Genomic DNA, 23,615 nt, shown 5'->3' with positions numbered 1-23,615 from the left:
CGTTGGCTTAAACCAAAGCGCTACGTCTTTTCAGCTCATGGTTCAGAATGAAATCGTTCTCGGAATAATCCACCGGGCAATCGATAACGTGCACACCCGGCTCACTGATGCAGCGCTGCAGTAGCGGCAAGAAGCCTTCGGCGCTTTCCACCCGGTGGCCCTTGGCACCATAGCTTCGCGCATACATGACGAAATCCGGGTTGCCGTAGTCCAGCCCAAAATCAGTGAACCCCATGTTGGACTGCTTCCAACGGATCATGCCGTAGCCATCATCGCGTAGGATGATGACCGTCAGGTTCATCTTCAAACGTACGGCGGTTTCCAGCTCCTGGCTGTTCATCATGAAGCCGCCGTCACCGCACACAGCTACCACAGGACGATCCGGATAGACCAAATGTGAAGCCATCGCCGAAGGCAGGCCCGCACCCATCGTTGCCAAGGCATTGTCTAACAGTACGGTGTTGGGTTTATGTGCCTTGTAGTTGCGCGCGAACCAGATTTTGTAGATGCCGTTATCCAGAGCCACGATGCCTTCGGAGGGCATGGCACGACGCACGTCGGCGACAAAGCGCTGCGGGTAGATCGGGAAACGGTTGTCGTCCGCGCCCTCGATCACTTGGGCCTCGTTGGATTCACGGATCGTCATAAGGCGGGTGAAGTCCCAGTGTGAAGTGTCATTCAAGGACTCGCCGATCTGCCAAACAGCATTGGCGATATCGCCGATCACTTCGACCTGTGGGAAGTACACCGGATCGACCTCGGCGGAGCGGAAGTTGATGTGGATGACTTCGGTGCCGCCACGGACCATGAAAAATGGCGGTTTCTCAATCACGTCGTGGCCAATGTTTACGATCAGATCAGCCGCCTCGACGGCACGGTGCACGAAGTCGCCGGAAGACAGTGCGGCATTGCCAAGGAAGCGTGGATGACGCTCATCTACCACGCCTTTGCCCATCTGAGTGGTGACAAAAGGGATGCCGGTCTTGTCGATCAGTTGCTTGAGTACCTTGGCAGTCATCTTGCGATTGGCGCCGGCACCAATCACGAGGATCGGGCTACGGGCTGTCTGCAATTTCTCGACTGCGGCCTCGATGGCCTTGTGTTCGGCCAGTGGGCGACGATGCAGGCTCGGAGGAATTGGCCGGCTTTCGGTCTGCTCCGCGGCGATGTCCTCGGGAAGTTCAAGATGAACCGCTCCGGGCTTTTCTTCCTCAGCAAGGCGGAAGGCTTCACGCACACGCGAGGGAATGTTGTCAGCGGACGCCAACTGGTGGGTGTACTTGGTCAGCGGTTGCATCATCCCAACAACATCAAGAATCTGGAAACGGCCCTGCTTGGACTTTTTGATTGGCTTCTGCCCGGTAATCATGAGCATTGGCATTCCACCCAAGTAGGCATAGGCGCCAGCAGTGACCAGGTTCGTAGCGCCAGGGCCAAGGGTCGATAAGCTGACTCCCGTTTTGCCGGTTAACCGGCCATAGGTTGCCGCCATGAAACCAGCCGATTGCTCATGTCGAGTTAGAACGAGCCGGATGTTGGAACGCCTGAGTGATTCAAGTAAATCCAGGTTCTCTTCACCAGGAATCCCGAACACGAACTCTACGCCCTCATTCTCGAGGCACTGCACTACGACGTCTGAAGCCTTGAGCATTTCACTCTCCTCTAAAATCATGTATCCGTGCTTGAGGTGCAACCTTGGACAATTCGCTTACGATGGCGAGGAACCTAACGACTTCGCCAACGTTGCGCATTCTGATGGTAAATGTCTTTTCACAACTTTTCGGATCAAACACCGGCATTTGGCTTCCAGCCTCCCTGACATCGCAAGGGAGGCCAACAGTCGCGGCGCGATGTGGACACAAAACGGTGTGGGTTCCATTCGGCGACCTACCGGCGTAAACAACCTGTCACCATAGTCGTTTCGTAACCGCTTGAGCGACCCGCTGACGGCTGCCTGCGTAACACCCAGATTCTGCGCCGCAATTAAAGCGGAGTGGTCTCGCCACAGCGCCTAAAAGGTATAGAGCAGATTTAGATCTTTCATCACAGCGCCTTGACTGATATTCAGAAACCAAAACACTGCACTTGCCAGCAAAGCGACGTGGGCTTCGACCGGCAAGTGCAGTAAAACTGGAATTCTTGAGTGTTATGCGGACGCGTGGATAACTCAACGTCGTGTCAGGTCCAGTGCCACATCGACGATCATGTCCTCTTGCCCACCGACCATTTTTCGCTGCCCCAATTCGACCAGGATGTCGACGGTACGCAACCCGTAGCGCTGGGCCGCCGCTTCGGCATGACGCAGGAAGCTGGAGTAAACGCCTGCATAACCCAGCGCCAGCGTCTCGCGATCTACCCGCACCGGACGGTCCTGCAGCGGACGGATGATGTCATCGGCGGCATCCATCAAGGTGTAGAGGTCGGTGCCATGATTCCAGCCCAGTCGCTCGGCGGCAGCGATGAACACCTCCAATGGCGCGTTGCCCGCCCCCGCCCCCATGCCAGCCAGGCTGGCGTCAATGCGGTCACAGCCCTCTTCCACCGCGACGATGGAGTTGGCCACGCCCAGGCTCAGGTTGTGGTGGGCGTGCATGCCGGTTTCGGTTTCCGGCTTGAGCACCGCCTTGAAAGCACGGAAACGCTCGCGGATGTCCTGCATGTTCATCGCCCCACCGGAGTCAGCCATGTACACGCAGGTCGCGCCGTAGCTCTCCATCAACTTGGCTTGGGCGGCCAACTGCTCAGCCGGAATCATGTGGCTCATCATCAGGAAACCGACGGTGTCCATGCCCAGCTCGCGGGCATACTCGATGTGCTGTTTCGACACATCCGCTTCGGTGCAATGAGTGGCGATGCGCACCACTCGGGCACCAGCGTTGTAGGCCGCTTTCAGGTCATGCACCGTGCCGATGCCGGGCAACAACAAGGTAGTGATTTTGGCGTGACTGATGACATCGGCCGCTGCCTCGATCCACTCCAGATCAGTGTGCGCCGCGAAGCCGTAGTTGAAGCTGGAGCCTTGCAGGCCGTCACCGTGTGCGACTTCGATCGAGTCGACCTTGGCCTTGTCCAGGGCACGGGCGATGTCCTGCACATTCTGGATCGAGTACTGGTGGCGAATCGCGTGGCTGCCGTCACGCAGGGTCACGTCGGAGATGTAGAGTTTTTTACCGGGATTGAAAGTCATGTCGGTCTCCTCAGGCGTTCAGCATCGACTGCGCCATGCGCTCGGCGGTGGCCAAGGCTGCGGAGGTCATGATGTCGAGATTGCCGGCGTAGGCTGGCAGGTAATGGGCGGCACCTTCGACTTCGAGGAACACCGAAGTTTTGAGGCCGGAGAATTTGCCGAGGCCCGGAATATTCAGCGGCGCGTCTTCAGGAATCACGTCGAACTGGACCTTTTGCTTCAGGCGATAGCCCGGCACATAAGCCTGTACGGCGGCAGCCATCTCGACGATAGAGGCTTCGACCAGTGCCTGATCCACCGCTTCGGACAGCACAAACACCGTGTCGCGCATCATCAACGGCGGTTCGGCCGGGTTCATCACGATGATCGCCTTGCCCTTGGCTGCACCGCCGATCACTTCGATAGCCTTGGAGGTGGTTTCGGTGAATTCGTCGATGTTGGCACGGGTGCCGGGACCGGCAGATTTGCTGGCGATCGAGGCGACGATTTCGGCGTAGTGCACCTTGGCCACTCGCGATACGGCCGCGACCATCGGGATGGTCGCCTGGCCACCGCAGGTGACCATGTTGACATTGAGTTGGCCGAGATTCTGCTCCAGATTGACCACCGGCACGCAGTACGGGCCGATGGCCGCGGGCGTCAGGTCGATCAGGCGAATGCCGGGTTTGATCGAGCGCAGGAACGCATCGTTCTTCACATGGGCGCCGGCCGAAGTGGCATCGAAGACGAAGTCGATGTCCTTGAAGACGTCCATGCGGGTCAGGCCTTCAACGCCTTCATGGGTCACGGCTACTCCCATGCGTTCGGCACGGGCCAGGCCGTCGGAAGCCGGATCGATACCGACCATGGCGGCCATTTTCAGGTGCTTGCCGTGACGCAAAATCTTGATCATCAGGTCAGTGCCGATATTGCCCGAGCCGATGATGGCGACGCTGATTGGATTGCTCATTGTTATTGTGTCCTGTCGTTGCACACTGCCTGGGAATCAGGCGTTACCACGCCGGCGTTCAGCAAGGGTCTTGCCACCTGCGGCCCACTGGGTTTCGGGAATCTCTTGAAGCAGCACGCGTACGCTTTCTACGGGCACATCGAGGCTTTGCGCGATGGCCTGGGTGACGTTAACCAACAGTGCATACTTCTTCTCTTCACTGCGGCCCTCGGCGAGGTGGATCATGGCGATAGGCATGGTCGATAGCTCCGGATCAGCGCTGGCTGGACGAGGTGAAGCGCATGGAGACGCTGCCCAAATGCTGGTAGCGCACGGTGATGTTGTCCCCGGCAGCAACAGCAATGGCCTCGGTGATGCCACCGGTCATGATGAAACAGCCCGCCGGCAGTTCACGCCCCTTGGCGCCAAGCATGTTCGCCAGCATGGCGACGCTCTGCGCCGGGTGACCGAGCACCGCGGCGCCGGCGCCGGTGGCGACCACTTCGCCGTTCTTCTCCAGCACCACGCCCAGGCATTTGAGGTCGATGCCCTGCACACCGCACATCTGCCCGCCGGTGACGAATCGCGCCGAAGAGGTGTTGTCGGCAATCACACTCTTGAGATCGAAGCGGAAGTTCTCGTAGCGCGAGTCGATCACTTCGACCGCCGGGAGGATGAAATCAGTGGCCGCCAAGACGTCGCCAACATGGATGCCCGGGCCCTTGAGCGGATACTTGAGGACGAAGGCGATCTCGGCCTCGACCTTGGGATGGATCAACCCGTCGACATCGATAGCCGCGCCGTCCAGGCAGGAACCGTAGTCCGTGAGGAAGCCGTGGATAGGGTCAGTGACCCCCATTTGCTTCATCTTCGCGAAAGACGTCAGGCCCATTTTCAGTCCGGCGATTCGTACACCGCGGGACTCCTTGCGCTGGCGAATGGCGTCCTGAATCGCATAGGCATCTTCCCAATCCATGTCCGGGTGGGCGTCGGTAATTTTGGACACCGCCTCGCGGTTGAGCTCGGCGTTTTCCAGGTGTTCGGCCAGTTGGGCGATAGTTGCTGCAGAGAGATTCATAAGGGTTTCCTTCAAACGAAACGAACGGAGGCCGAGCCGATACCGCCCAGGCTTATGCGCAATTGATCTCCGGCCTTGACCGGCACCATGGCGGCCAGTGAACCGGAGAGAATGACTTCGCCCTTGTTCAGGCCAATGCCAAGCTGGCCGAGTTTGTTGGCCAGCCAGGCCACGGCATTCGCCGGATGGCCGAGGGCCGCGGCACCCGCGCCGGTCGCGACCACTTCGCCGTTCTTTTCTAGGGTCATGCCGACACAGGCAAGGTCGACGTCACGCGGGGCCACGCCCTGCCCGCCCAGGACGAAAGCCCCGGCGGAAGCGTTGTCGGCGACGGTATCCTGGATGCGGATTTTCCAGTCACGGATGCGCGAATCGACAATCTCGAAGCACGGCATTACATAGGCAGTGGCCCGCAATACATCAGCCACGGTGATGCCGGGGCCACGCAGATCTTCCTTGAGCACGAAAGCGATCTCGCCTTCGGCCTTGGGTGCGATCAAGCCGTCGATGGCAATGGCGGCGCCGTCGGCATAGAGCATGTCCGAGAGCAGATGACCGAAGTCCGGTTGATCGACGCCGAGCATGTCCATCACCACTTTGCTGGTGACGCCGATCTTTTTGCCAATCACCTTTTGGCCTTCGTCAAGGCGTCGCTGAATCATCTCCAGCTGTACCTGGTAAGCCTGCTCCAGCGTCATGTCCGGATAGGTATCGGTCAACGGAGCCACAGCCTGGCGGTTGCTGAGGGCCTGATGCAGTTGCTGGCCGAGAATGTGGATCTCTTGCTTTTTCATGAATAGCTCCTTACAGCCGTACGCAGACATTGCGCAGCTCGGTGTAGAACTCAAGCGAATGCACGCCCCCCTCACGTCCGATACCCGACTGCTTGGCACCGCCGAAGGCGGTACGCAGGTCGCGCAGGAACCACGAGTTGATCCAGCAGACACCCACGTCCAGCGCGCTGCCCAAACGATGGGCGACCTGCAGGTTGCTAGTCCACACGCTGGCGGCGAGTCCATAGGGTGTGTCGTTAGCCAGGCGGACGACTTCTTCTTCGGTATCAAAAGGAGCGATGTGGCAAACCGGGCCAAAGATTTCCTCGCGCACCACGGCCGAAGTTTCCGCAAGGCCGGTCCAGATCGTCGGCTCAAACCAGGCCCCTTCGGCCAGGTGTTCCGGTACCTGGGCAATGCCACCGCCGTGAACGACCGTGGCACCGTCGGCGACCGCCTGACGGCAATAAGAGAGAATTTTTTCGCGGTGACCGAGCGAGATCACTGGTCCCATGGTGCTGTCGTGCTGGTTCGGGTCACCCACTTTGATGCCTTCTGCGTGGGCCTTGAATGCAGCGACAAAGCGCTCGAACAGCGGACGCTGCACGTAGATGCGCTCGGTTCCCAGGCACACCTGACCGCTGTTCTCGAACACAGCGCGCCCCAATCCTTTGACGGCCTTTTCCAGGTCCGCATCGGCGAAAACGATGCCGGCGTTTTTGCCGCCAAGTTCCAGCGATACCGGGCGGATACCCTTGGCTGCGGCCTTCATGATGATCTCGCCCGTGCCGGTTTCACCGGTGAAGGTGACACCATTGACCTCTGGGTGAGCGGTGAGGAAGGCACCAGCCGAGTCACCGCCGAAACCATGCACCACGTTGTACACACCCGGTGGCACGCCGGCCTCATTCATGACCTCGGCGAGCAGTGTGGCAGTGGCCGGTGTCTCTTCAGAGGGTTTAACCACCACAGTATTGCCACAGGCCAGGGCCGGGCCGACCTTCCAGGTCATCAGCAACAGCGGCAGGTTCCAAGGGCAAACAACGGCGATGACGCCACGCGGTGCTCGCACGCTGTAGTTCACGGCCTTGCCACCGTCAGGCGTATCCATCACGAAACTTTCGGTCGGCACATTCTTGATCAGGTCGGCGAACACCTTGAAGTTGGCCGCGCCACGGGGAATGTCCAAGTGCCCGGCGAGTGCGCGGGGTTTGCCGGTATCGGCCACTTCCGCAGCCACAAACTCTTCATGACGACGTTCGATGCCCTCCGCCACTTTGTGCAACAGGGCCGTTCGCTGGGCGACGGTCATGCTGCCCCAAGGGCCTTTCAATGCTGCTTGCGCAGCTCGCACGGCGGCGTCGACCTCAGCTTTGCCGGCTTCATGTACCACGCCGATCAGGCTGTTGTCGGCCGGGTTTCGGTTCTCGAACGTACGGGCGCTACTCACCCATTCACCATTGATGAAATGGCGGAATTCTTTCGCAGGCATACGGTGTTCCTTCTTGTTTTAGAGTGTTTGAACGCTGGCTTCGGGGTCGCCCGCTGTCAGGTATTCCCACATGCGTTCGTAAATTCGGCCGCTGGTGACAGCCCGTTGCGCGCAGGCCTGTGCGTCGAGTACCGGTCCTTGGATTGCAAGACCCGCGCTGTGCAGTTGCAATTCAATCCGTGCGGCGTCTTCCAGGTACCAGGTCAGCGTCAACGCTTCGATCAGTGACGCGCCAATGACGATGGCGCCATTGCCACGCATGACCAGGGCGTTTCCCTGTCCTAATTGATTGGCCAGGTCGCGGGCCTGTTCGTCACTGCGCAGCAGCTGTGGGTCGTCCCACAGCGGAATTGGCGCCTGGAAATAGCTGCCCATTCCATGGCGCGGTTGAGGTGTCAGCCTTGCACACGACAGGGTCATGACCTGGGCAGGCATGCTGCGAATCACAGCGTGGGCATCCGGGCGGCGACGGTATATTTGCTGGTGGATGCGGACCTCACCCAGCACACCCTCGGGCAATTCACCTTTGATCGGGACCACAACGCCTGACTCGCCCGGCCGGATCAAACCCATCGGCTGCGCTGCGCAAACCAGAAAGTGCTCCTCATCCAGCCGCAGACTGCAGTGCCCGTAGGCATGCACTAAACCGGCGCGGGCCAAGGCCCGCGCGGCCACGCGCACTTGCGATTGCTGATCGCGGCTGGGAGTTGGCAAGCGACTCACGATTTGAACTCCGGAATGTCTGGCTTCGCACCCCACGCGCAGAATCCCGCACCCTCCGCGGGAAACTGCCGAGGTTGGTGGGTTGCATCATTCTCCGGAGAGATCAGGCTGACCCCTGTCGAGTATTCGTAGGTCATGCCGTCAGGACCCTCGAAGTAGAGGAACATCGCGCCCGAGGTGGGGTGGCGGCCCGGACCGAAGAGGATGCGAATGCCCCGCTCAACCAGGAAGTAGTAGGCGCGCATCAAGTCATCGACGGTTTCCACCTGATGGTTGATGTGTTGCACACCGGGATGGGACGAAGGGAACAACGCGATCTTGTGATGGACCTCGTCGATGCGCAGTAGCGGCGCCTCGCCAATTCGGTCACTGACCCTGGCGTTTGCGAGCTGAGTCCAGAACAGCTCGTCACGCCGGGCATTCAGGGTGCGCAAGCCAATGTGGCTGAAACCGGTGATGCCGGCATCGCGACTCGGGAAATAGCGTCGCCCGCTTGCCTGGGGACGCAAGACCAGCTCGATGTTGTTGCCGCTGGGATCTTTGAAGCGAATGAAGTCGTCGACATAGCGCACTTCAGCGTCTGCACGCGAGCCATGCTGCACGTCGAACTCATGACGTTCCAGTAGCACCGCTGCGTCTTCCAGGTCTTGCGCTGTCCTGACCTCGAACGCTGTCGTGGTTTCCTGCGGATCACCCTCGTAATAGCAGAGCGTGTGGTCGCGACTGTCCGATCGGAAGTACACCGCGCCGTTGGCTTCTCGGGCGACCTGCAGTCCGAGAACCTGAGTGGCGTAGCGACGTGCTTCGTCCAGATTCGCGGTACCCAACCGTATGTATCGAATGTCATGCAGGTTGATCATGAGGGATGTCCTCTTATTTATTGTTGTCTGGGATTCATCTTCCCGTTGCCCAATAAATAAAAGAAGCAAATATTAGTTATTCATACTATCTGAAATTATTATAGATATATCAGCTTTTTCGGGAGCAAAAAAATGCCCCGGATCCGTAGATACGAGGCATTGGTACCTGCGAATCAGGTCAACCGATTGCCTCCTTGGCAATGTCTGAAGCGGCAGCCTGCGTACTCATCTCGCCCACTGTTTTATTCTTTGGCATGGAAATCACGAACAACGCGGAGATGACGTAGAAGCCGGCGCAGACGATCAGTCCCGCTGCCAGGCTATAAAAGCTGGCAATGCCACTGAGCAGCACGGGGGCAAAAGCCGCCAACCCTCGGCCCATGTTGAAACAGAAGCCCGCCCCAAGCGTTCGCACCCGGATGGGGTACATCTCGCTGAAGTAAGAACCAAACAACCCTGCAAACACCATGAAAAATGCGTACCCCGCCCCTATCCAGATCAGCGATTGGGTCTGGGTGGTATAGACATAGACCAGCGCCATGATGGATGTCAGCAACAGCGATATAACAATCGTAAGCCGCTTGCCAATGCGGTCGGCGATGAAACCGAATACGTTCAGGCCAAAGAAATTCCCGAGATGGAGTACCGCCATAAAACTGGTCATCGACGCCAGACTCAAGCCACGGTCCTGTATCAGATAGGTGGGCAGCCACGTGCTGACGCCCCAGGAGCCAAGCAACGCGAAGCTGGCTGCAAGGGACCCCAGCAGGGTGTAACGAAGTAGTTCAGGCGAAAAAATCTCCCTGACCGATACCCGCTGCGCAGCAGTGCCCTGAGTATCGCGCTGAGCCTTCCAGGCCGGAGATTCCGGAATCAGGAAATACACATAAATGATCGGCAGGATCACCGCGGCGCCGGACACGAAAAACATCAAACGCCATTCCGGCAGCATGAACTTCGCCGCCAGGGCCGCCGCGATGGCGCCAATCGGGAAGGCACTGATCACGAAGGAAATGGCTCTGGCGCGTTGCTTGGGCGGCCACGTTTCTACGATATAAGCCGAGAGGATCGTCCATACCCCGCCAAGCCCGAGACCAGAGACAAATCTCAAGCCCATCAGTACGTAGAGATCATGAGCGAATGCAAAGAAACAGGTCAGTGTGCCGAAGATTGCCAGCGATGCAATCAATGCCTTGCGACGGCCAAAGTTGTCGGAGTACCAGCCTGTGGCAACGCCGCTCACACCAATACCCAGCAATGTAGCGCTCGCCAGCGCACCTACCTCATGGAGGCTGAAACCCATGTCCTGGCGGATAACGGGCAAAGCGAGCGTTAGCAGGATGATCTCCATCGCATCAAAGAGGTAGGCGATGAATCCACCGATCAGTACGTGCCACTTGGATATTCCAGTCATGGTTTCACCTGGTTTTAATTATTGGACAGTGATGTTCGTACTAGGGCCGCCACGTGTTTTATGACTGCCCATGAAGGAGGCGACGCTCAGAATCGGTAAACGGCCTGCAGCCAGATGCGATCACCTTCGGCTCGGTTCTCGACCTTCGTCTCGTGCTGCCATTTCATGACAAACCCGATTGCCGGGGTCTGGTATTTGATCGCGGGGCCGATCGCGGCGACTTGACCACGGTTGCCATCCAGGTAGGTCTCGCCATTCTTCTCATCATCGCTGAGCTGTTTGTACAGGTAGCCGTTCACACCTACCTGCCATTCGCGGGTGATGTTGTAGCCGATGTTGTAGTCGGCGTTGAACTCACGGCCGGAGCGATAGTTGGTTTCGGAGTTCTCGCCATTGATCATGTAGATGAGCTTGGCGCTGACCTCCAAATTCTCCAGCGGATAAGCGGTAAATGAATACCAGGGACCGTAAGCCCATGTATTTCGACCCGGATTGAAAAGGCGATCCTTATCATAGGACCCAATGGGCGCAAACACATCCAGACCGAGTAACTGGTGGTACCGTGGAGAGCTCCAACCCAATACAAATGGAACCACCGTCAGATCGCCTACACCTTCTTGATGGTCGCTGCGATGAACGCGACCACGAGGCGTATCGACATCAAAACTGATGTCACCCTTGATCAAGGGCAAGGCAAGGCGACTGGCCAGTTTGGCACCCAGTATCGAGAAGTCCTGGTAGACGTAATCCACGCGTATCGACAGTGCCTGGACGTTAAGGTCAAAGTTGTGAATACCCTGTTTTTTATCGCCCTCGCCGTCCAGCGTCTTGTTCGCACTGTAGTCGGACAAGTAGAAGAACTCGGTAAAGCCTGGCGGTGGCATTTTTCCCGCGCCGACCGTATTCACACCCAGTGGGTATGAACTGCCGCCGCCCTCTGTTGCCTGGGCAAGCGGAACGCAAAGAAGGCCGATGCAGAGGGTACTGATCCAGGCGTTTGTCGCGCGCAGAGCATTTGATCTTGGTGTGCTCATCTCATGTTCCATTGTTATTTTTGTATGACGGAGGAGAGTTTTTTTGCAGCTTTCAGTGCTGGCGTTATTTAAAGGCGACTGGCAAATTTCAGGCGCAGCGAAGCACACCGTCATTTGTCAGGACGCTGCAAACAGTTGAGTTATTCAACGGCCGGGCATTGATTGCCCGGCCCTCAGCAAGGTGTTACCGAATAGTGGTTTCCAGCTCGCCGAGCCCTTCGATGCAGACTTTCAATACATCGCCGCGGTTCAGGAATGTGTGGCTTTCCATGCCCACGCCTGCCGGTGTTCCCGTCAACAGAACATCACCGGGAAACAGATCGATGGTCTGGCTCAGATAGGAAATCTGCTCTGCGACGCCGTACATATGGTTGCGAGTATTGGAGTCCTGTACCCACACGCCATTCCTCGACAGCTTGATATCCAGGTTCTCGGGATCTTTGACAAATTGTGCCGGCGTCAGGTACGGGCCCAGCGGGCAAGACCCCGTGAAGCATTTGTGGCCAATCCAGTCGAAGCGAAACGGCGAGCTGGGATCGACTTGCTCGCGACGCAGTCGATCGCGCGCGGACAGGTCATTGGCGCAGGTGTAACCCGCCACATAGTCGAGCGCCTCTTCAATGGAGACACGCGATGCTCGCTTGCCGATCACCACCGCCAACTCGGCCTCCCAATCGAGCATGCGGACACCTGCCGGAAAATCTACCGCTTGCTTGTGTGCGACCAGACTGCCACGACCGGGCTTGATGAAATGCCAGGGAGCAATGCCCTCACTGCGGGGATCCAGCGACAGTTTCATGTTGAACGCACGGGCCATGGCTTCGACATGGTCACGATAGTTTGCTCCCGCACAATAGATTGTGCCTGGACGGTCCAGGAATGGAGCAAAGCGCAACGTGGCAAGATCAAGCCGCTGCGACTCATAGAGCGCTGGCGCTCCAAACACGGCCATTGCAAGCTTTTGCAGCTGCGGATTGGACGTCTCCCAGCAATCGAGCAATGCATCAATGGAAGCTGCCGGCAACTCAAGGCCGGCCTTGGCCACAAGCTGACCAAGATCATAGGCGTACTCGCCAACCAGCAGGCCGGTAGCGTTTGACTGGACATCCGTCCGATAGGTGAAAAGCTGATACTTCATGGGGCCACCTTCACAGGAGCGAAAAACGTTGGTTGGAAAAGCTGACGTGGAGCGTGAGGCCGCCTTCCATGAGCAGCCACTTGCGTACAACCACGTCATAAACTCCGTGGGCGATAAAGGGATCCGACTGGACAATGCGCTGAGCTTCGGCATGATCCACCGCACGCAAAATGCTCATACCCCCCAGCTCACCGGGAAGGGTCTGATCCGAGACAAAGGGCCCGGAAGCGAACAACTCGCCGCGTTGCTGCGCCAGAATCGCCCACTTCAAGTGGGCGTCCAGCAGCTCTGGTACGCGGGTCAGGTCCCGTGGCGTACGCATGACCACGAACAGCGGCTTGTTCAACATCCCTGCCAGCAGTTCCTTGGTCGTAGAGCTATCACTCATCACGCACCGCCTCGAAATTCTGAATGAAGGCTTCAGGAGGTGGATTGGTTGCCCACACGGCGATCAGGTCTGGTGGTGCCCCGTCGATAGCCAGCCATTCGCTGTCATCTTCGGGAATGACATCGATGTCCCAGAAGTATTCAACCATGCTGTCCCAAGGGTCGCGGATGTAATGAAAGTAATTGGAGCCGGCCACATGTCGTCCAAGGCCAAAAGCGCTTTCGTAGCCCAGGCTCATCAGGTGTTGAGCGCCCAATTCGATCTCATCAATACCCATCACCTCAAAACTGAGATGATGCAGACCGCTATGACTGCTCTTGGCCAGGCCCAGTACATGGTGATCACCGCCACAGCCACACCGCAGAAAGGCAATCTTGTCCCCCGCGCGATCAGAGACTTTCATCCCTAGCACCCGGGTATAGAAATCAATCGAACGATCCACATCGGGGGTGAACTTGATCAAGTGACCCAAGCGCAACGGTGTCACTCGACGCAACTTCGAGGACGGTGTGCATCCGCGCTGACCGATGCGGCGGTAACGGCCCGGGGTGTTCGACTCTGGCGTTGGCAAAGGAGCTAACGGCATGGAGTCGGCAGCGGTGACGTGAACCCAATCGCCGGACGGATCACGAAACCACAATCCGTCTTGCCCGATATCGAACGGTGCCGGATGGATGACCACACCGTGGTAGCTCAGGTTTTCGCGAATAGTCTGCAGCCCCTCAACATCGGTGCCAAACGAGATATAGCTGAGGCGCTTTGTAGTGCCGGGCATCAGTCGCACTTGATCCTGGGCGCGCCCTTTGCAACGCAACACCAAATGCTCACCTGCCATGCGGGCTTCGAGCCCGACCGCTTCGTAGAAGGAACGACCCACTTCCAGATCTGGAACTGTCACGCCTACGTGTTGTAGAGAACGAATCATCTTGGATGCTCCTTCTTAACGAATAGGGGAAAAGGGGGCAGCGCTCAACAGTTCAACCTGCTGGGCAACCACCAGATGACCGTTCTTGCCGAGGAACGTACGCCATCTTGGATCGCTGGACAGCGCCGCACGGCGTTGGGCGCGGTCCTCGTAGCTGGAATATCCCCACAACTGAATGACTCGATTGATGTCCCCTGTTTCCGGCTTGAAATAACCGATCAGGTTGCCCAGTGCCTCGCCCTGAAGTGGCAGCCCCTCCTCCTCGTAAGCACGCAGGAATTCGTGCAGGGCGCCTGGCTTGAGTTGATAGGTACGTTGTTCAATCAGCATGTTGTTTTCTCTTTTTTGGAAGGTGCCTGGGAGTCGGCCTGGGAGTCGGCTTCGATCAGCTTGATCACTGCCGAGATATCTTCTTCACCAATGCCTTCTTCAATAGCCCTTAGAAAGTAGGGCTTGGCGGCATTGAACAAAGGCGCGGCGCTTCCGAGTTCCTCGGACAGCTCACTGGCCATGTCGATGTACTTTTCCAGCGTGGCGAAAGGTCCTGGCGCCGGCAGGAAATGACGATCAGCCATCATCGGTGCCCTTGCGCTGAACATCGTTGAACCACCCGCGCTTTGGCGTATCACCTCAACCACCTGCTGTGCGCTGAACCCTGCTTTCACGCCAAGGTTTAACGCCTCGGCTGCGGCCAGGGTGTGAATAGTCACCAGATAGTTGGCGATCAATTTCATCGCGACCGCGCACCCAAACCCACCGATATGGAACTGGATGTCGGCGATTGCATCGAGCACGGGCTTGCAGTGCTCCACCAGATCAGGGTCACCGCCCAGAAATAAGGAAGCCTTGCGTTGGGAAACCATGGATGGAGTACCACTGACCTCCGCTTCCAGCACCCGCGCACCACGTTGTTCGATACGCTGAGCCATACGTTGCTTGAAGGCTTTGTGATAGGTGCCGATCTCGATGAGCGTGTGCTGCGCCCCTATGGACTGAAGCAGGCCATCAGGCCCCTCCATGATTCCCATGTGGGCCACTTCGCTGGGCAGGCAAGTGAGGATGAAGTTTGATTGCGCCGCTACGGCGGCTGGACTTTCGAGCGCGATGCCACCCTGACGGATGAAGGCTTCACGATCTCGACGACGGTAACCGACAACGCGAAATCCGGCCGCAAGCAGGTTGGTTGCGATAGGAAGGCCAAGTTGGCCGATTCCCACCATACCGATGGTTATCACAGGCATTTTTCGCCTCTCTTATTGTTGTTCTTTGACGCAAAGCTTGAAGCTCGGCTAAGCGCTAACCTAGGCGCGGCCGGGCTTGGGAGCAAACAGCGTGGGTTATGAATAAGTAGAAGCAGGCGTTATACGAAGGGGCTGGAGCGGGCTTGATGCCTCAGCCAACAGACTGGAAATCGATGATGAATACGAGGAGACAGAGTCCGCCTCAGGCAAGGTGTCTGTCAGCGGACTCGGTACAAAAGTGGTTTTGATAATTTACGACTACGCCTCACCCTCCTCCAATCAGTCAAAACTACGTATGAAACGTTGACTCTGGTTTCTCAAGCTTCCACTGGCGCGCCCATTGACGCGGCACTCTCGCGATCAAGCATTTGCGTGTGTGCCTGAGCCTCCTCTTCACTCATCAACTCGCCCTCCCACTTGGCCACCACAGCGGTTGCAATGGAGTTGCCGACGGCGTTGGTTGCCGAGCGCCCCATGTCGAGGAATGTATCGACGCCCAGAATCAGCAACAGCCCGGCCTCGGGGATATTGAACTGGTTCAGGGTGGCGGCAATCACCACCAATGATGCCCGCGGAACACCAGCCATGCCCTTGGACGTCAGCATCAGAATCAGCAACATGGTGATCTGGGTGCCAAGGGGCAGCTCAATGCCGTAGGCCTGGGCAATAAACAGCACCGCAAACGTGCAGTACATCATCGAACCATCGAGGTTGAACGAGTAACCCATCGGCATGACGAAACTGGAGATTTTGCGCTTCACGCCAAAGCGGTCGAGGGCGTCGAGAATTTTCGGATAGGCCGACTCAGAACTGGCCGTGGCGAAAGACAGCAGGAAAGCTTCCTTGATCAACACCACGAGCTTGAACACCCGGGGCCCGAGAAAAAGCAGGCCAGCCAGTACCAACAGCCCCCATAGCAAGAACAGCCCCAGATAAAAGTCGCCCATGAACACAGCGAACTTCAACAGGATTGCCAACCCGTTTACCGACACGGTCGCCGCCATGGCAGCCATCACCGCTATAGGCGCCAGTTTCATTACATAACCGGTGATTTTCAGCATCGCGTGGGACAGTTCTTCGATCAGGCCTACCAGGCGTTCGGCCTTTTTACCCAGCGCTGCCAGCGCGACGCCGAAGAACATGGAGAACACCACGATCTGCAGGATTTCGTTGTTGGCCATCGCCTCGGCGAAGGACTTGGGGACCAGGTGGATGACGAAATCCTTCAGGGTGAAGGCGGACGTCGCCAGATTGGTGTGAGCACCGATATCGGGTAGCGGGAGGCCGAGATTGTGGCCGGGCTGCAGCAGATTGGCCATGATCAGTCCCAGCACCAACGACACCAGCGAAGCTGTCACGAACCAGCCCAGGGACTTGGCGAATACGCGTCCGACCGAGGCGGCATCCCCCATATGTGCAATGCCGACCACCAGGGTCGAGAACACCAGCGGCCCGATCAACATTTTGATCAAGCGTAAAAAGACATCCGAGACAATGGAAATGTAGCCCGCCACTTTCGTCGCCGATTCTTTGTCCGGAAAATTGGTGAACACCATGTAGCCAATCACGATTCCCAGCGTCATGGCGATCAGAATCCATGCGGCTGCCGGTAGTTTGCTTTTCATAAAACACCTCTCGTTCAATCCAGTGCTGATTGCCTCAATGGCAGTCGCTCATTCGCAATGCGTTTCATCCGTGCAGACTTGACCAACCCAAGGTCATTCAAGGCCGACTCAGCAGCAGACAAACCGTCCTGAAATCAGGACGGCGCCTGTAAAAGAGGTGAAGAGCTAGTTTTTATTGGCAGTCCCCGACATGTAAGCGTCAGGCGGCTCCGGCAGTGCGGCAAGCATGTCCTGCAGTCCGGCGGCCCACTGCATTCTGATACGCATGAAGTACGGGTCGTCGGCCGTGATGCGATAACTTTTTGCACCGCCAAAACTGTCTTTTCTGAACACCAGCAGGTCCAGCGGCATACCCACCGACAGGTTGCTGCGCATGGTCGAGTCGAACGAGATCAGCCCGCAGCGCAGGCCCTCTTCGAGTGATGTGCGGTACGTGAGGTTGCGATCAAGTATCGGCCTGCCGTACTTGCTTTCACCCAATTGCAGGAATGGCGTGTCCTCCGTCGCCTGAATGAAGTTACCTTGCGGGTAAATGCTGTACACATCCATCGGCCCCTCCGAGATCTGCCCGCCCACCAGAAAAGAGCAACTCAAGTCGGTCTTGCCTGCCAACTTGGTACGGTCCCGGGCGACGACTTCGCGAACGGTTTCGGCCACCAGCACAGTGGCGTCATAGAGTGTGTGGACATTCAACAGGTGCGGGCCAGGTCCACTGCAACGCTGCTTGAGCAGGTTCACCACCGATTGCGAGGTGGCCAGATTGCCCGCGGTTTGCAACACAATCAGCCGCTCTCCCGGCGTGCTGAAAATAAACAACTTACGAAACGTTGAAATCTGGTCGATACCGGCATTGGTCCGTGAGTCGGAGATGAACACCATCCCGTCGGCCAGGTGCATAGCGACGCAATAAGTCATTTGCGCTTACTCGTGAATTCTGGATGAAAGGCCATACCGTCATCCCTGACGGTATGGCCAATTACGGTGAGCGTTTCAGGTTTATTGGTGCTGAACCTGAAACAGCGACGTTACCTGTACCCGCGCCAGCATCGACTCGGCCCCGCCACCACGACGCATGCCGCGTACCGGGCAGGCGTCGAGGTAGTCCAGGCCCACCGCCAGTTTCAGATGGCGTTCGGGGCGGGCCAGCCGGTTGGTGACATCGAAGCTGTACCAACCATCGTCGAGCCAGGCTTCAGCCCAGGCATGACTGGCCAAGTGGTTTTCATCTTCGGTGCACAAGTAACCGGAGACATAACGCGCAGGAATCCCCAGGCTACGGGCGCAGGCCAGGAAGGCGTGAGTGTGGTCCTGACAGACCCCGCCTCCGCCCGCAAACGCCTCGGCAGCCGTGGTGTCCACGGTGGTTGCGCCCGGGTTGTAGACCATATGGTCGGCCAGGCCGTGCATCAGGTCGGTCAGCGCCGTTCGATCACGCCGTACACCGCAGTGCTGCACGGCGAAGGCATTCAGGGCATCGTCCGCTATCGTCAGCTTACTGGTGCGCAAAAACGGCAAAGGCGATTGGCTGTCGCGCTCCAGTTCACGATCCGAGTCGATATCCACCTGACCATAAGCTGTCAGTACCAAGGCCCCATGGGGTTCGTCCATCGTCAACACATGCAGGATGTTGCCGTACGGATCGAACTGGCTGCGTACCAGGCGCGGCAGTTCCAGGTGCCATTCCAGGATGCGCTGGCGTTCACTGTTCTGCGGCGTCAGACGCAGGAACTGAATGCTGGTGCAGACTTCATCGGCGTAGCTGTAGGTGGTGTCGTGACGTATGGACAGTTTCATACGGCCTCCAGATAGGACTCGTGAACGGTCTGGCCGAGATGGCGAACCTGGGAGATGAAGTCAGTCAGCCAGAGGTGCAGACCGAAACCGAGAATCTCGTCGATACCGGTGTAGCGCAGCCGCGCATTCAATTCGGCGGCCAGGCGCTGGGCCGGGCGGCCATTGTTGCCTGGCAGGCTGGCGAGGATCTGGTCCAGTTCCTCGATGCAGGCGTGCAGCGAACGCGGGACGTCACCGCGCAACAACAGCATCTCGGAGACCTGCTCGGCACCCGGCGCATTGCGGTAGATCTCGTTGAACGCCTCGAAGGACGACAAGGCCCGCAGCAAGGCACTCCACTGGTAGTAGCCGCGCGCGGAGTTGTCACTCACCTCCTCCGACTCCTCGCCGAACATTTCGTAGCGTGCATCCAGCAGGCGCAGCGTGTTGTCCGCCCGCTCAAGGAAAGTCCCCAGGCGAATGAAACAGTAGGCATCGTTGCGCATGATGGTGCCCGAGGTCGCACCGCGGAACAGGTGCGAGCGCTCCTTGACCCACTCGCAGAAATGGCTGATGCCATAACGCGCCAGACCATTGCTGGCGATGTTACGCATCTCCAGCCAAGTGGCGTTGATGTTCTCCCACATGTCGGCGGTGATGCGTCCGCGCACGGCATGAGCATTGGTCCGCGCGGCTTGCAAACAGCAATAGATACTCCCGGGGTTGGTTTCATCCAGCGCGAAGAAGTGCAACATGCGCTCGGTGTTGAGCTCACCATAACGCTCGTTGTAATCATCCAGCGTACCGGCGGCCAGCAGCGACATTGCCAGTTCGGCGCGGCCATCGGTGCGCCCCGCCTGAGGCATCAACGACAACGAGTAACTGACTTCGAGCATGCGCGCCAGGTTTTCGGCGCGCTCCAGGTAACGGGACATCCAGTAGAGGTCCGAAGCGGTTCTTGAAAGCATGTCTTAGTCCTCCACTACCCAAGTGTCTTTGGTGCCGCCGCCCTGAGACGAGTTCACCACCAGCGAGCCTTCGCGCAATGCCACGCGGGTCAGGCCACCGGGCACCAGACGGGTTTCTCTGCCCGACAACACAAACGGGCGCAGGTCAATGTGGCGTGGAGCGATGCCGTTTTCGACAAAGGTCGGGCACGTCGACAGGCACAGGGTTGGTTGGGCGATATAAGCTTCAGGGCGTGCCTTGAGGCGCGCGCGGAAGTCTTCGATTTCCGCCGCCGTGGCCGCCGGACCGACCAGCATGCCGTAACCGCCGGAACCCTGGGTTTCCTTGACCACCAGCTCAGGCAGATTCGCCAGCACATGGGACAGTTCTTCCGGCTTGCGGCATTGCCAGGTAGGCACGTTTTTGAGGATCGGTTCCTCGGCGAGGTAGAAGCGGATCATGTCGCCGACATAGGGATAGATCGACTTGTCATCGGCCACGCCGGTGCCGACGGCGTTCGCCAGCACCACATTGCCTGAGCGGTAAGCGGCAATCAGGCCGGGCACGCCGAGCATGGAGTCCGGGTTGAACGACAGAGGATCGAGATACGCATCGTCGAGGCGGCGATAAATGACGTCCACCTGTCTGGGGCCTGCGGTGGTGCGCATATAGACGTGATCGTCGCGGACAAACAGATCGGCGCCCTCAACCAGTTCCACGCCCATTTCACGGGCCAGGAACGCATGCTCGAAGTAAGCGCTGTTGAAGCGGCCCGGGGTCAGCACCACGGTTGTGGGATTGTCCAGCGGGCTGGAGCTCCTGAGAGTGTCCAGCAGCAGGTTCGGGTAGTGATCGATGGGCGCCACACGCTGGGCGGCGAAGAGTTCGGGGAACAAACGCATCATCATCTTGCGGTCTTCAAGCATGTAGCTGACGCCGCTGGGGGTGCGCAGATTGTCTTCCAGTACGTAGTAGCTGCCATCGCCGTCGCGGACCAGATCGACCCCGGCGATATGGGCGTAGATGCCCCGGTGCAGATTCAGGCCCTGCATGGCGACCTGATAACCCTCGTTGGCCAACACCTGTTCGGCCGGGATGATGCCCTCCTTGAGAATACGTTGCCCGTGATAGATGTCGTCCAGGAACATGTTCAATGCCTGGACCCGCTGAATGCAGCCACGCTCGACCATTTGCCATTCGCTGGCCTTGATGCTGCGCGGAATGATGTCGAACGGAATCAACCGCTCGGTGCCCTGCTCGTCCCCGTATAAAGTGAAGGTGATGCCGGCTCTGTGGAACAACAGGTCGGCTTCGCGACGACGTTGATCCAGCAACTCCAGAGGTGTGTCCGCCAACCAACGCGCGAACTCCTGGTAATGTGGGCGGCAGCCACCACTCGCATCATACATTTCGTTAAAAAAAGCTCGGGACATACCCTACTCCTTGCCGCGATACAGACGGCATTTTCTTATAACTTCGCTATTTCAATAAAATCAGGCCTTACGTTGTTTTAGTGAGTACTGTTTCTGTTGAGCACCTCAGTGTGCGTCGTTAACTTCCTGTCTCATTTGGAAACAAATTCCGCGTGATTTCGGCAATCTCTTGACGCGTTCCGACGCCAGAGACTTGGCCTTTGCGGTTTGATTTCTGGCGCCCCATTTATAACGTTCCCCCATTATTTTTTTCGTTGAAACCACACTAGCGGTGGTTTGAAAGTACTTTTGCAAGGGCTGTGCCCAAGTATTGTCATGACCTGTAAAAACCGAAAAAACCTTCCAGCAAGACGCCATTGCGACACATTATTTCATTTTTGAGACGAAAATCGATAAAGCGACTGAAACGGTTTTTCCACTTGTAACTTGCACAACTCTGGATCGGACGAAAATGGTGCATTTGGCAACTGATTTGAGTTTTATGCCCTACAAGCGGGAAATTCCTACTCACTGTTTTTATTCTGCGTGTAATACAAGGCGTCCAGCGCGGCGCATCGATTAATACCGATGCACTGTTAATGCTCAATAAAATGCACCCAGAGATGACACTGGCAGCAAAAGTGCCAAGTAGTGATGCAAAAATTTAAAGCTGGAGAGGACGGCCTGACAGCGAGCCTTACCATCCGTAGTACGCGACAGCGGCTACGCGCGCGCAGCCGCTTCCATCAGGCGCTTATGACACTTCGAATGCTTGCCGATTATTCAGCACGCGCTGAGCCTGTTCGTGATCCAGATCACCGACCTTGGCCGCGACCACGACAGTTGCGACACAGTTACCAATCAGGTTACCCGCCGCGCGTGCCATGCCAATGAACCAGTCGATGGACAGCACCAGCACCAGGCCGATCACCGGAATGCTTGGGACTGCACTCAGGGTTGCAGCCAGAATCACGATGGCCGAACCCGGTACGCCGTGAGCCCCCTTTGAAGTTACCAGCGACACCCCAAGTACCAGCAGCAAGTCACCGATCGACAGCGGCGTGTTGGTAGCTTGTGCGATAAACACGACCGCCAGGGTCAGGTAGATCGAGAAGGCATCGAGGTTGAACGAATAGCCGGTCGGCACCACCAGCCCCACCACTGACTTTTTCACGCCCAGCACTTCCAGCTTGCGCATGATCTGAGGCAGCACCGAATCCGAGGACGCCGTAGCCAACACAATAGTCAGCTCCTCGCGCAGGTAGGCGATGAACTTGAACACATTTATCCCGGCATAGCGCAACACAGCGCCAAGGATTACGAACACAAAGATCAGGATCGATACGTAGAACAGTGCGACCAAAGAGATCAGTTGCTTCATCGAACCAACACCGTACTTGCCAACGGTGTAGGCCACTGCCCCCAGCACACCCAAGGGTGCCAGACGCACGATCAGGCCCATGGCCTTGAATAGCACCTTGGAGATGTCATCGATGAACGAGGTCACTCGCTCGGCACTTTTGCCGCCTACCAAGGCCAGGCTGACGCCGAACAACAAGGCAAAGAACAGCACCTGCAGCACATCGTTACGAGCCAATGCATCAATTGAGGTGGTGGGAATGATGTTCAGGATGAACAAACCGATACCACTGCCCTGAAGCTTGTGGGCATTCTCTGAATAGCTGCTCATCGCACCAGCATCCAGAGTCGTAGTGTCGATGTTCATGCCGTGCCCCGGCCCAAAGATGAACGCCAGCACAAGTCCGAGCGCCAGGGCGATGGTGGTCATGATCTCGAAGTAGATCAGTGCCACGCCCCCTACCCGCCCTACGCTTTTCAAGTCCCCCGTACCGGCGATGCCATGCACCACGACACAGAAAACGATGGGGCCAACGATCATGGCAATCAGCTTGAGAAAGCCGTCACTGAGCACCTTCAGCTTCACTGCAAAATCCGGCACCAGAACACCGAGCACGATGCCCAGCACCAAGGTACACAGCACCTGTGCAAAGAGAGATTTGTACCAGGCCTTGGCTGGTTTGGCTGCGCTCACGGTAACTGAATCGTGGTTCATGATGCTTCTCCGTCAAGAATCAAACGAGTCCCTGACTGCTCGACAGCAGTGTCGATCAGCGGACTGCCCCTCTCTTCAATGACTTCGATCGGCTGCTACCCAAGCGAATGCCAGGTTGGCCGAACACAGCGCAATCATTGAAGAATGCATCTGGACAGAGCACTCCCCATGCCACTTCCCTTGAAAAATCAGGAATTTATTATTTACCAATAGCAAAACAAGGTCTTACAGGTCAGACCAGCAAAAAAGCTGTTCGGAACGTCAGTTTTATGCGGACTCGCAATCGTGCACAGGTGAATGCTCACGCATCAAGACAGCGCAATCTCGTCTCGCCGCCGAGGGAAGGTGCGCGAGCACTCTGAAAAGGGAGAATGGAAATCGTGGCCAGGGCTCTGGCAAAGAAAGATGGCAGATGGGGGAGCTCCCCATCCATCATCGAGACTCAATCAGGATAAAACTTGCAGCCGAGTGTCCCGGCTGCTGGCAGCCTGTCAGCAACAGCCCTTGCTGATCGTCGGCCGACGTACCTGACCGTACACAGCCAGACAATGGACCTGGCTGACCCAATGGCTGGGCACAAGTGTCCAGGCTTGAGGGTCGTC

At 57.6% G+C, this 23,615-nt stretch carries 23 protein-coding genes; all 23 read right to left on the bottom strand.

Annotated features, from left to right (window positions below; all coding sequences use genetic code 11):
• Positions 1–7: 7 nt before the first annotated feature.
• Positions 8–1,651 carry an acetolactate synthase large subunit gene (locus PMI21_RS14585; protein WP_007938271.1) on the bottom strand — a complete coding sequence of 548 codons (1,644 nt, stop codon included), beginning with the start codon at positions 1,649–1,651 and terminating at the stop codon, positions 8–10.
• Between the two features lie 57 nt (positions 1,652–1,708).
• Complete coding sequence (locus tag PMI21_RS28900) at positions 1,709–1,969, bottom strand: helix-turn-helix domain-containing protein (RefSeq protein ID WP_238541218.1); 261 nt, start codon at positions 1,967–1,969, stop codon at positions 1,709–1,711.
• Between the two features lie 198 nt (positions 1,970–2,167).
• Positions 2,168–3,187 carry a 4-hydroxy-2-oxovalerate aldolase gene (gene dmpG / locus PMI21_RS14590; protein WP_007938270.1) on the bottom strand — a complete coding sequence of 340 codons (1,020 nt, stop codon included), beginning with the start codon at positions 3,185–3,187 and terminating at the stop codon, positions 2,168–2,170.
• Between the two features lie 10 nt (positions 3,188–3,197).
• The gene (locus PMI21_RS14595) at positions 3,198–4,136 is read right to left on the bottom strand and encodes an acetaldehyde dehydrogenase (acetylating) (RefSeq protein WP_007938269.1); all 939 of its coding nucleotides are present in this window, start codon (positions 4,134–4,136) and stop codon (positions 3,198–3,200) included.
• A 36-nt stretch (positions 4,137–4,172) separates the two neighbouring features.
• On the bottom strand, positions 4,173–4,373 hold the full coding sequence (locus PMI21_RS14600) for a 2-hydroxymuconate tautomerase family protein (RefSeq protein ID WP_007938268.1): 201 nt from the start codon (positions 4,371–4,373) through the stop codon (positions 4,173–4,175).
• A gap of 16 nt (positions 4,374–4,389) precedes the next feature.
• Complete coding sequence (gene dmpH, locus PMI21_RS14605; protein ID WP_007938267.1) at positions 4,390–5,193, bottom strand: 2-oxo-3-hexenedioate decarboxylase; 804 nt, start codon at positions 5,191–5,193, stop codon at positions 4,390–4,392.
• A gap of 11 nt (positions 5,194–5,204) precedes the next feature.
• Positions 5,205–5,987: a 2-oxopent-4-enoate hydratase gene (gene dmpE / locus PMI21_RS14610; RefSeq protein ID WP_007938266.1), complete on the bottom strand. Its 783-nt coding sequence runs from the start codon at positions 5,985–5,987 to the stop codon at positions 5,205–5,207.
• A 10-nt stretch (positions 5,988–5,997) separates the two neighbouring features.
• Positions 5,998–7,458 carry a 2-hydroxymuconic semialdehyde dehydrogenase gene (locus tag PMI21_RS14615; protein ID WP_007938265.1) on the bottom strand — a complete coding sequence of 487 codons (1,461 nt, stop codon included), beginning with the start codon at positions 7,456–7,458 and terminating at the stop codon, positions 5,998–6,000.
• Positions 7,459–7,476: 18 nt separating this feature from the next.
• Positions 7,477–8,181: a class II aldolase/adducin family protein gene (locus tag PMI21_RS14620; RefSeq protein WP_007938264.1), complete on the bottom strand. Its 705-nt coding sequence runs from the start codon at positions 8,179–8,181 to the stop codon at positions 7,477–7,479.
• Positions 8,178–9,041, bottom strand: coding sequence for a VOC family protein (locus PMI21_RS14625; protein WP_007938262.1), 864 nt, complete (start codon positions 9,039–9,041; stop codon positions 8,178–8,180). The genes PMI21_RS14620 and PMI21_RS14625 overlap by 4 nt, the downstream gene beginning before the upstream one ends.
• A 178-nt stretch (positions 9,042–9,219) precedes the next feature.
• Complete coding sequence (locus PMI21_RS14630; RefSeq protein WP_007938260.1) at positions 9,220–10,455, bottom strand: MFS transporter; 1,236 nt, start codon at positions 10,453–10,455, stop codon at positions 9,220–9,222.
• 86 nt (positions 10,456–10,541) lie between these two features.
• Positions 10,542–11,489: a SphA family protein gene (locus PMI21_RS14635; RefSeq protein ID WP_007938258.1), complete on the bottom strand. Its 948-nt coding sequence runs from the start codon at positions 11,487–11,489 to the stop codon at positions 10,542–10,544.
• Positions 11,490–11,673: 184 nt separating this feature from the next.
• On the bottom strand, positions 11,674–12,627 hold the full coding sequence (locus PMI21_RS14640) for a fumarylacetoacetate hydrolase family protein (protein ID WP_007938256.1): 954 nt from the start codon (positions 12,625–12,627) through the stop codon (positions 11,674–11,676).
• A 10-nt stretch (positions 12,628–12,637) separates the two neighbouring features.
• The gene (locus PMI21_RS14645; protein WP_007938254.1) at positions 12,638–13,015 is read right to left on the bottom strand and encodes a YciI family protein; all 378 of its coding nucleotides are present in this window, start codon (positions 13,013–13,015) and stop codon (positions 12,638–12,640) included.
• A complete protein-coding gene (locus tag PMI21_RS14650; protein WP_007938252.1) occupies positions 13,008–13,940 on the bottom strand; it encodes a VOC family protein in 933 nt (310 codons plus the stop codon). Before PMI21_RS14650 ends, PMI21_RS14645 begins: the two co-directional genes overlap by 8 nt.
• A gap of 15 nt (positions 13,941–13,955) precedes the next feature.
• Positions 13,956–14,270, bottom strand: coding sequence for an NIPSNAP family protein (locus PMI21_RS14655; protein WP_007938251.1), 315 nt, complete (start codon positions 14,268–14,270; stop codon positions 13,956–13,958).
• Positions 14,264–15,181 carry an NAD(P)-dependent oxidoreductase gene (locus PMI21_RS14660; protein WP_007938248.1) on the bottom strand — a complete coding sequence of 306 codons (918 nt, stop codon included), beginning with the start codon at positions 15,179–15,181 and terminating at the stop codon, positions 14,264–14,266. Before PMI21_RS14660 ends, PMI21_RS14655 begins: the two co-directional genes overlap by 7 nt.
• A 317-nt stretch (positions 15,182–15,498) precedes the next feature.
• Positions 15,499–16,806: a dicarboxylate/amino acid:cation symporter gene (locus tag PMI21_RS14665; RefSeq protein ID WP_007938245.1), complete on the bottom strand. Its 1,308-nt coding sequence runs from the start codon at positions 16,804–16,806 to the stop codon at positions 15,499–15,501.
• Between the two features lie 165 nt (positions 16,807–16,971).
• Positions 16,972–17,721, bottom strand: coding sequence for a proteasome-type protease (locus PMI21_RS14670; RefSeq protein WP_007938243.1), 750 nt, complete (start codon positions 17,719–17,721; stop codon positions 16,972–16,974).
• A gap of 81 nt (positions 17,722–17,802) precedes the next feature.
• The gene (locus PMI21_RS14675; protein WP_007938228.1) at positions 17,803–18,600 is read right to left on the bottom strand and encodes a transglutaminase family protein; all 798 of its coding nucleotides are present in this window, start codon (positions 18,598–18,600) and stop codon (positions 17,803–17,805) included.
• Positions 18,597–19,547: an alpha-E domain-containing protein gene (locus tag PMI21_RS14680; RefSeq protein ID WP_007938226.1), complete on the bottom strand. Its 951-nt coding sequence runs from the start codon at positions 19,545–19,547 to the stop codon at positions 18,597–18,599. Before PMI21_RS14680 ends, PMI21_RS14675 begins: the two co-directional genes overlap by 4 nt.
• Positions 19,548–19,550: 3 nt before the next feature.
• Positions 19,551–20,960 (bottom strand): circularly permuted type 2 ATP-grasp protein, encoded by a 1,410-nt coding sequence (locus tag PMI21_RS14685; RefSeq protein ID WP_007938225.1) that lies wholly within the window; start codon positions 20,958–20,960, stop codon positions 19,551–19,553.
• Positions 20,961–21,693: 733 nt separating this feature from the next.
• Positions 21,694–23,013, bottom strand: a complete 1,320-nt coding sequence (gene dctA, locus PMI21_RS14690) for a C4-dicarboxylate transporter DctA (RefSeq protein ID WP_007938224.1) — start codon at positions 23,011–23,013, stop codon at positions 21,694–21,696.
• Positions 23,014–23,615 lie beyond the last annotated feature (602 nt).

It is taken from the genome of Pseudomonas sp. GM18, assembly GCF_000282195.1.
In the GTDB taxonomy this organism is placed as follows: Bacteria; Pseudomonadota; Gammaproteobacteria; order Pseudomonadales; family Pseudomonadaceae; genus Aquipseudomonas.
This window is presented reverse-complemented; position numbering and strand designations above follow the sequence as displayed.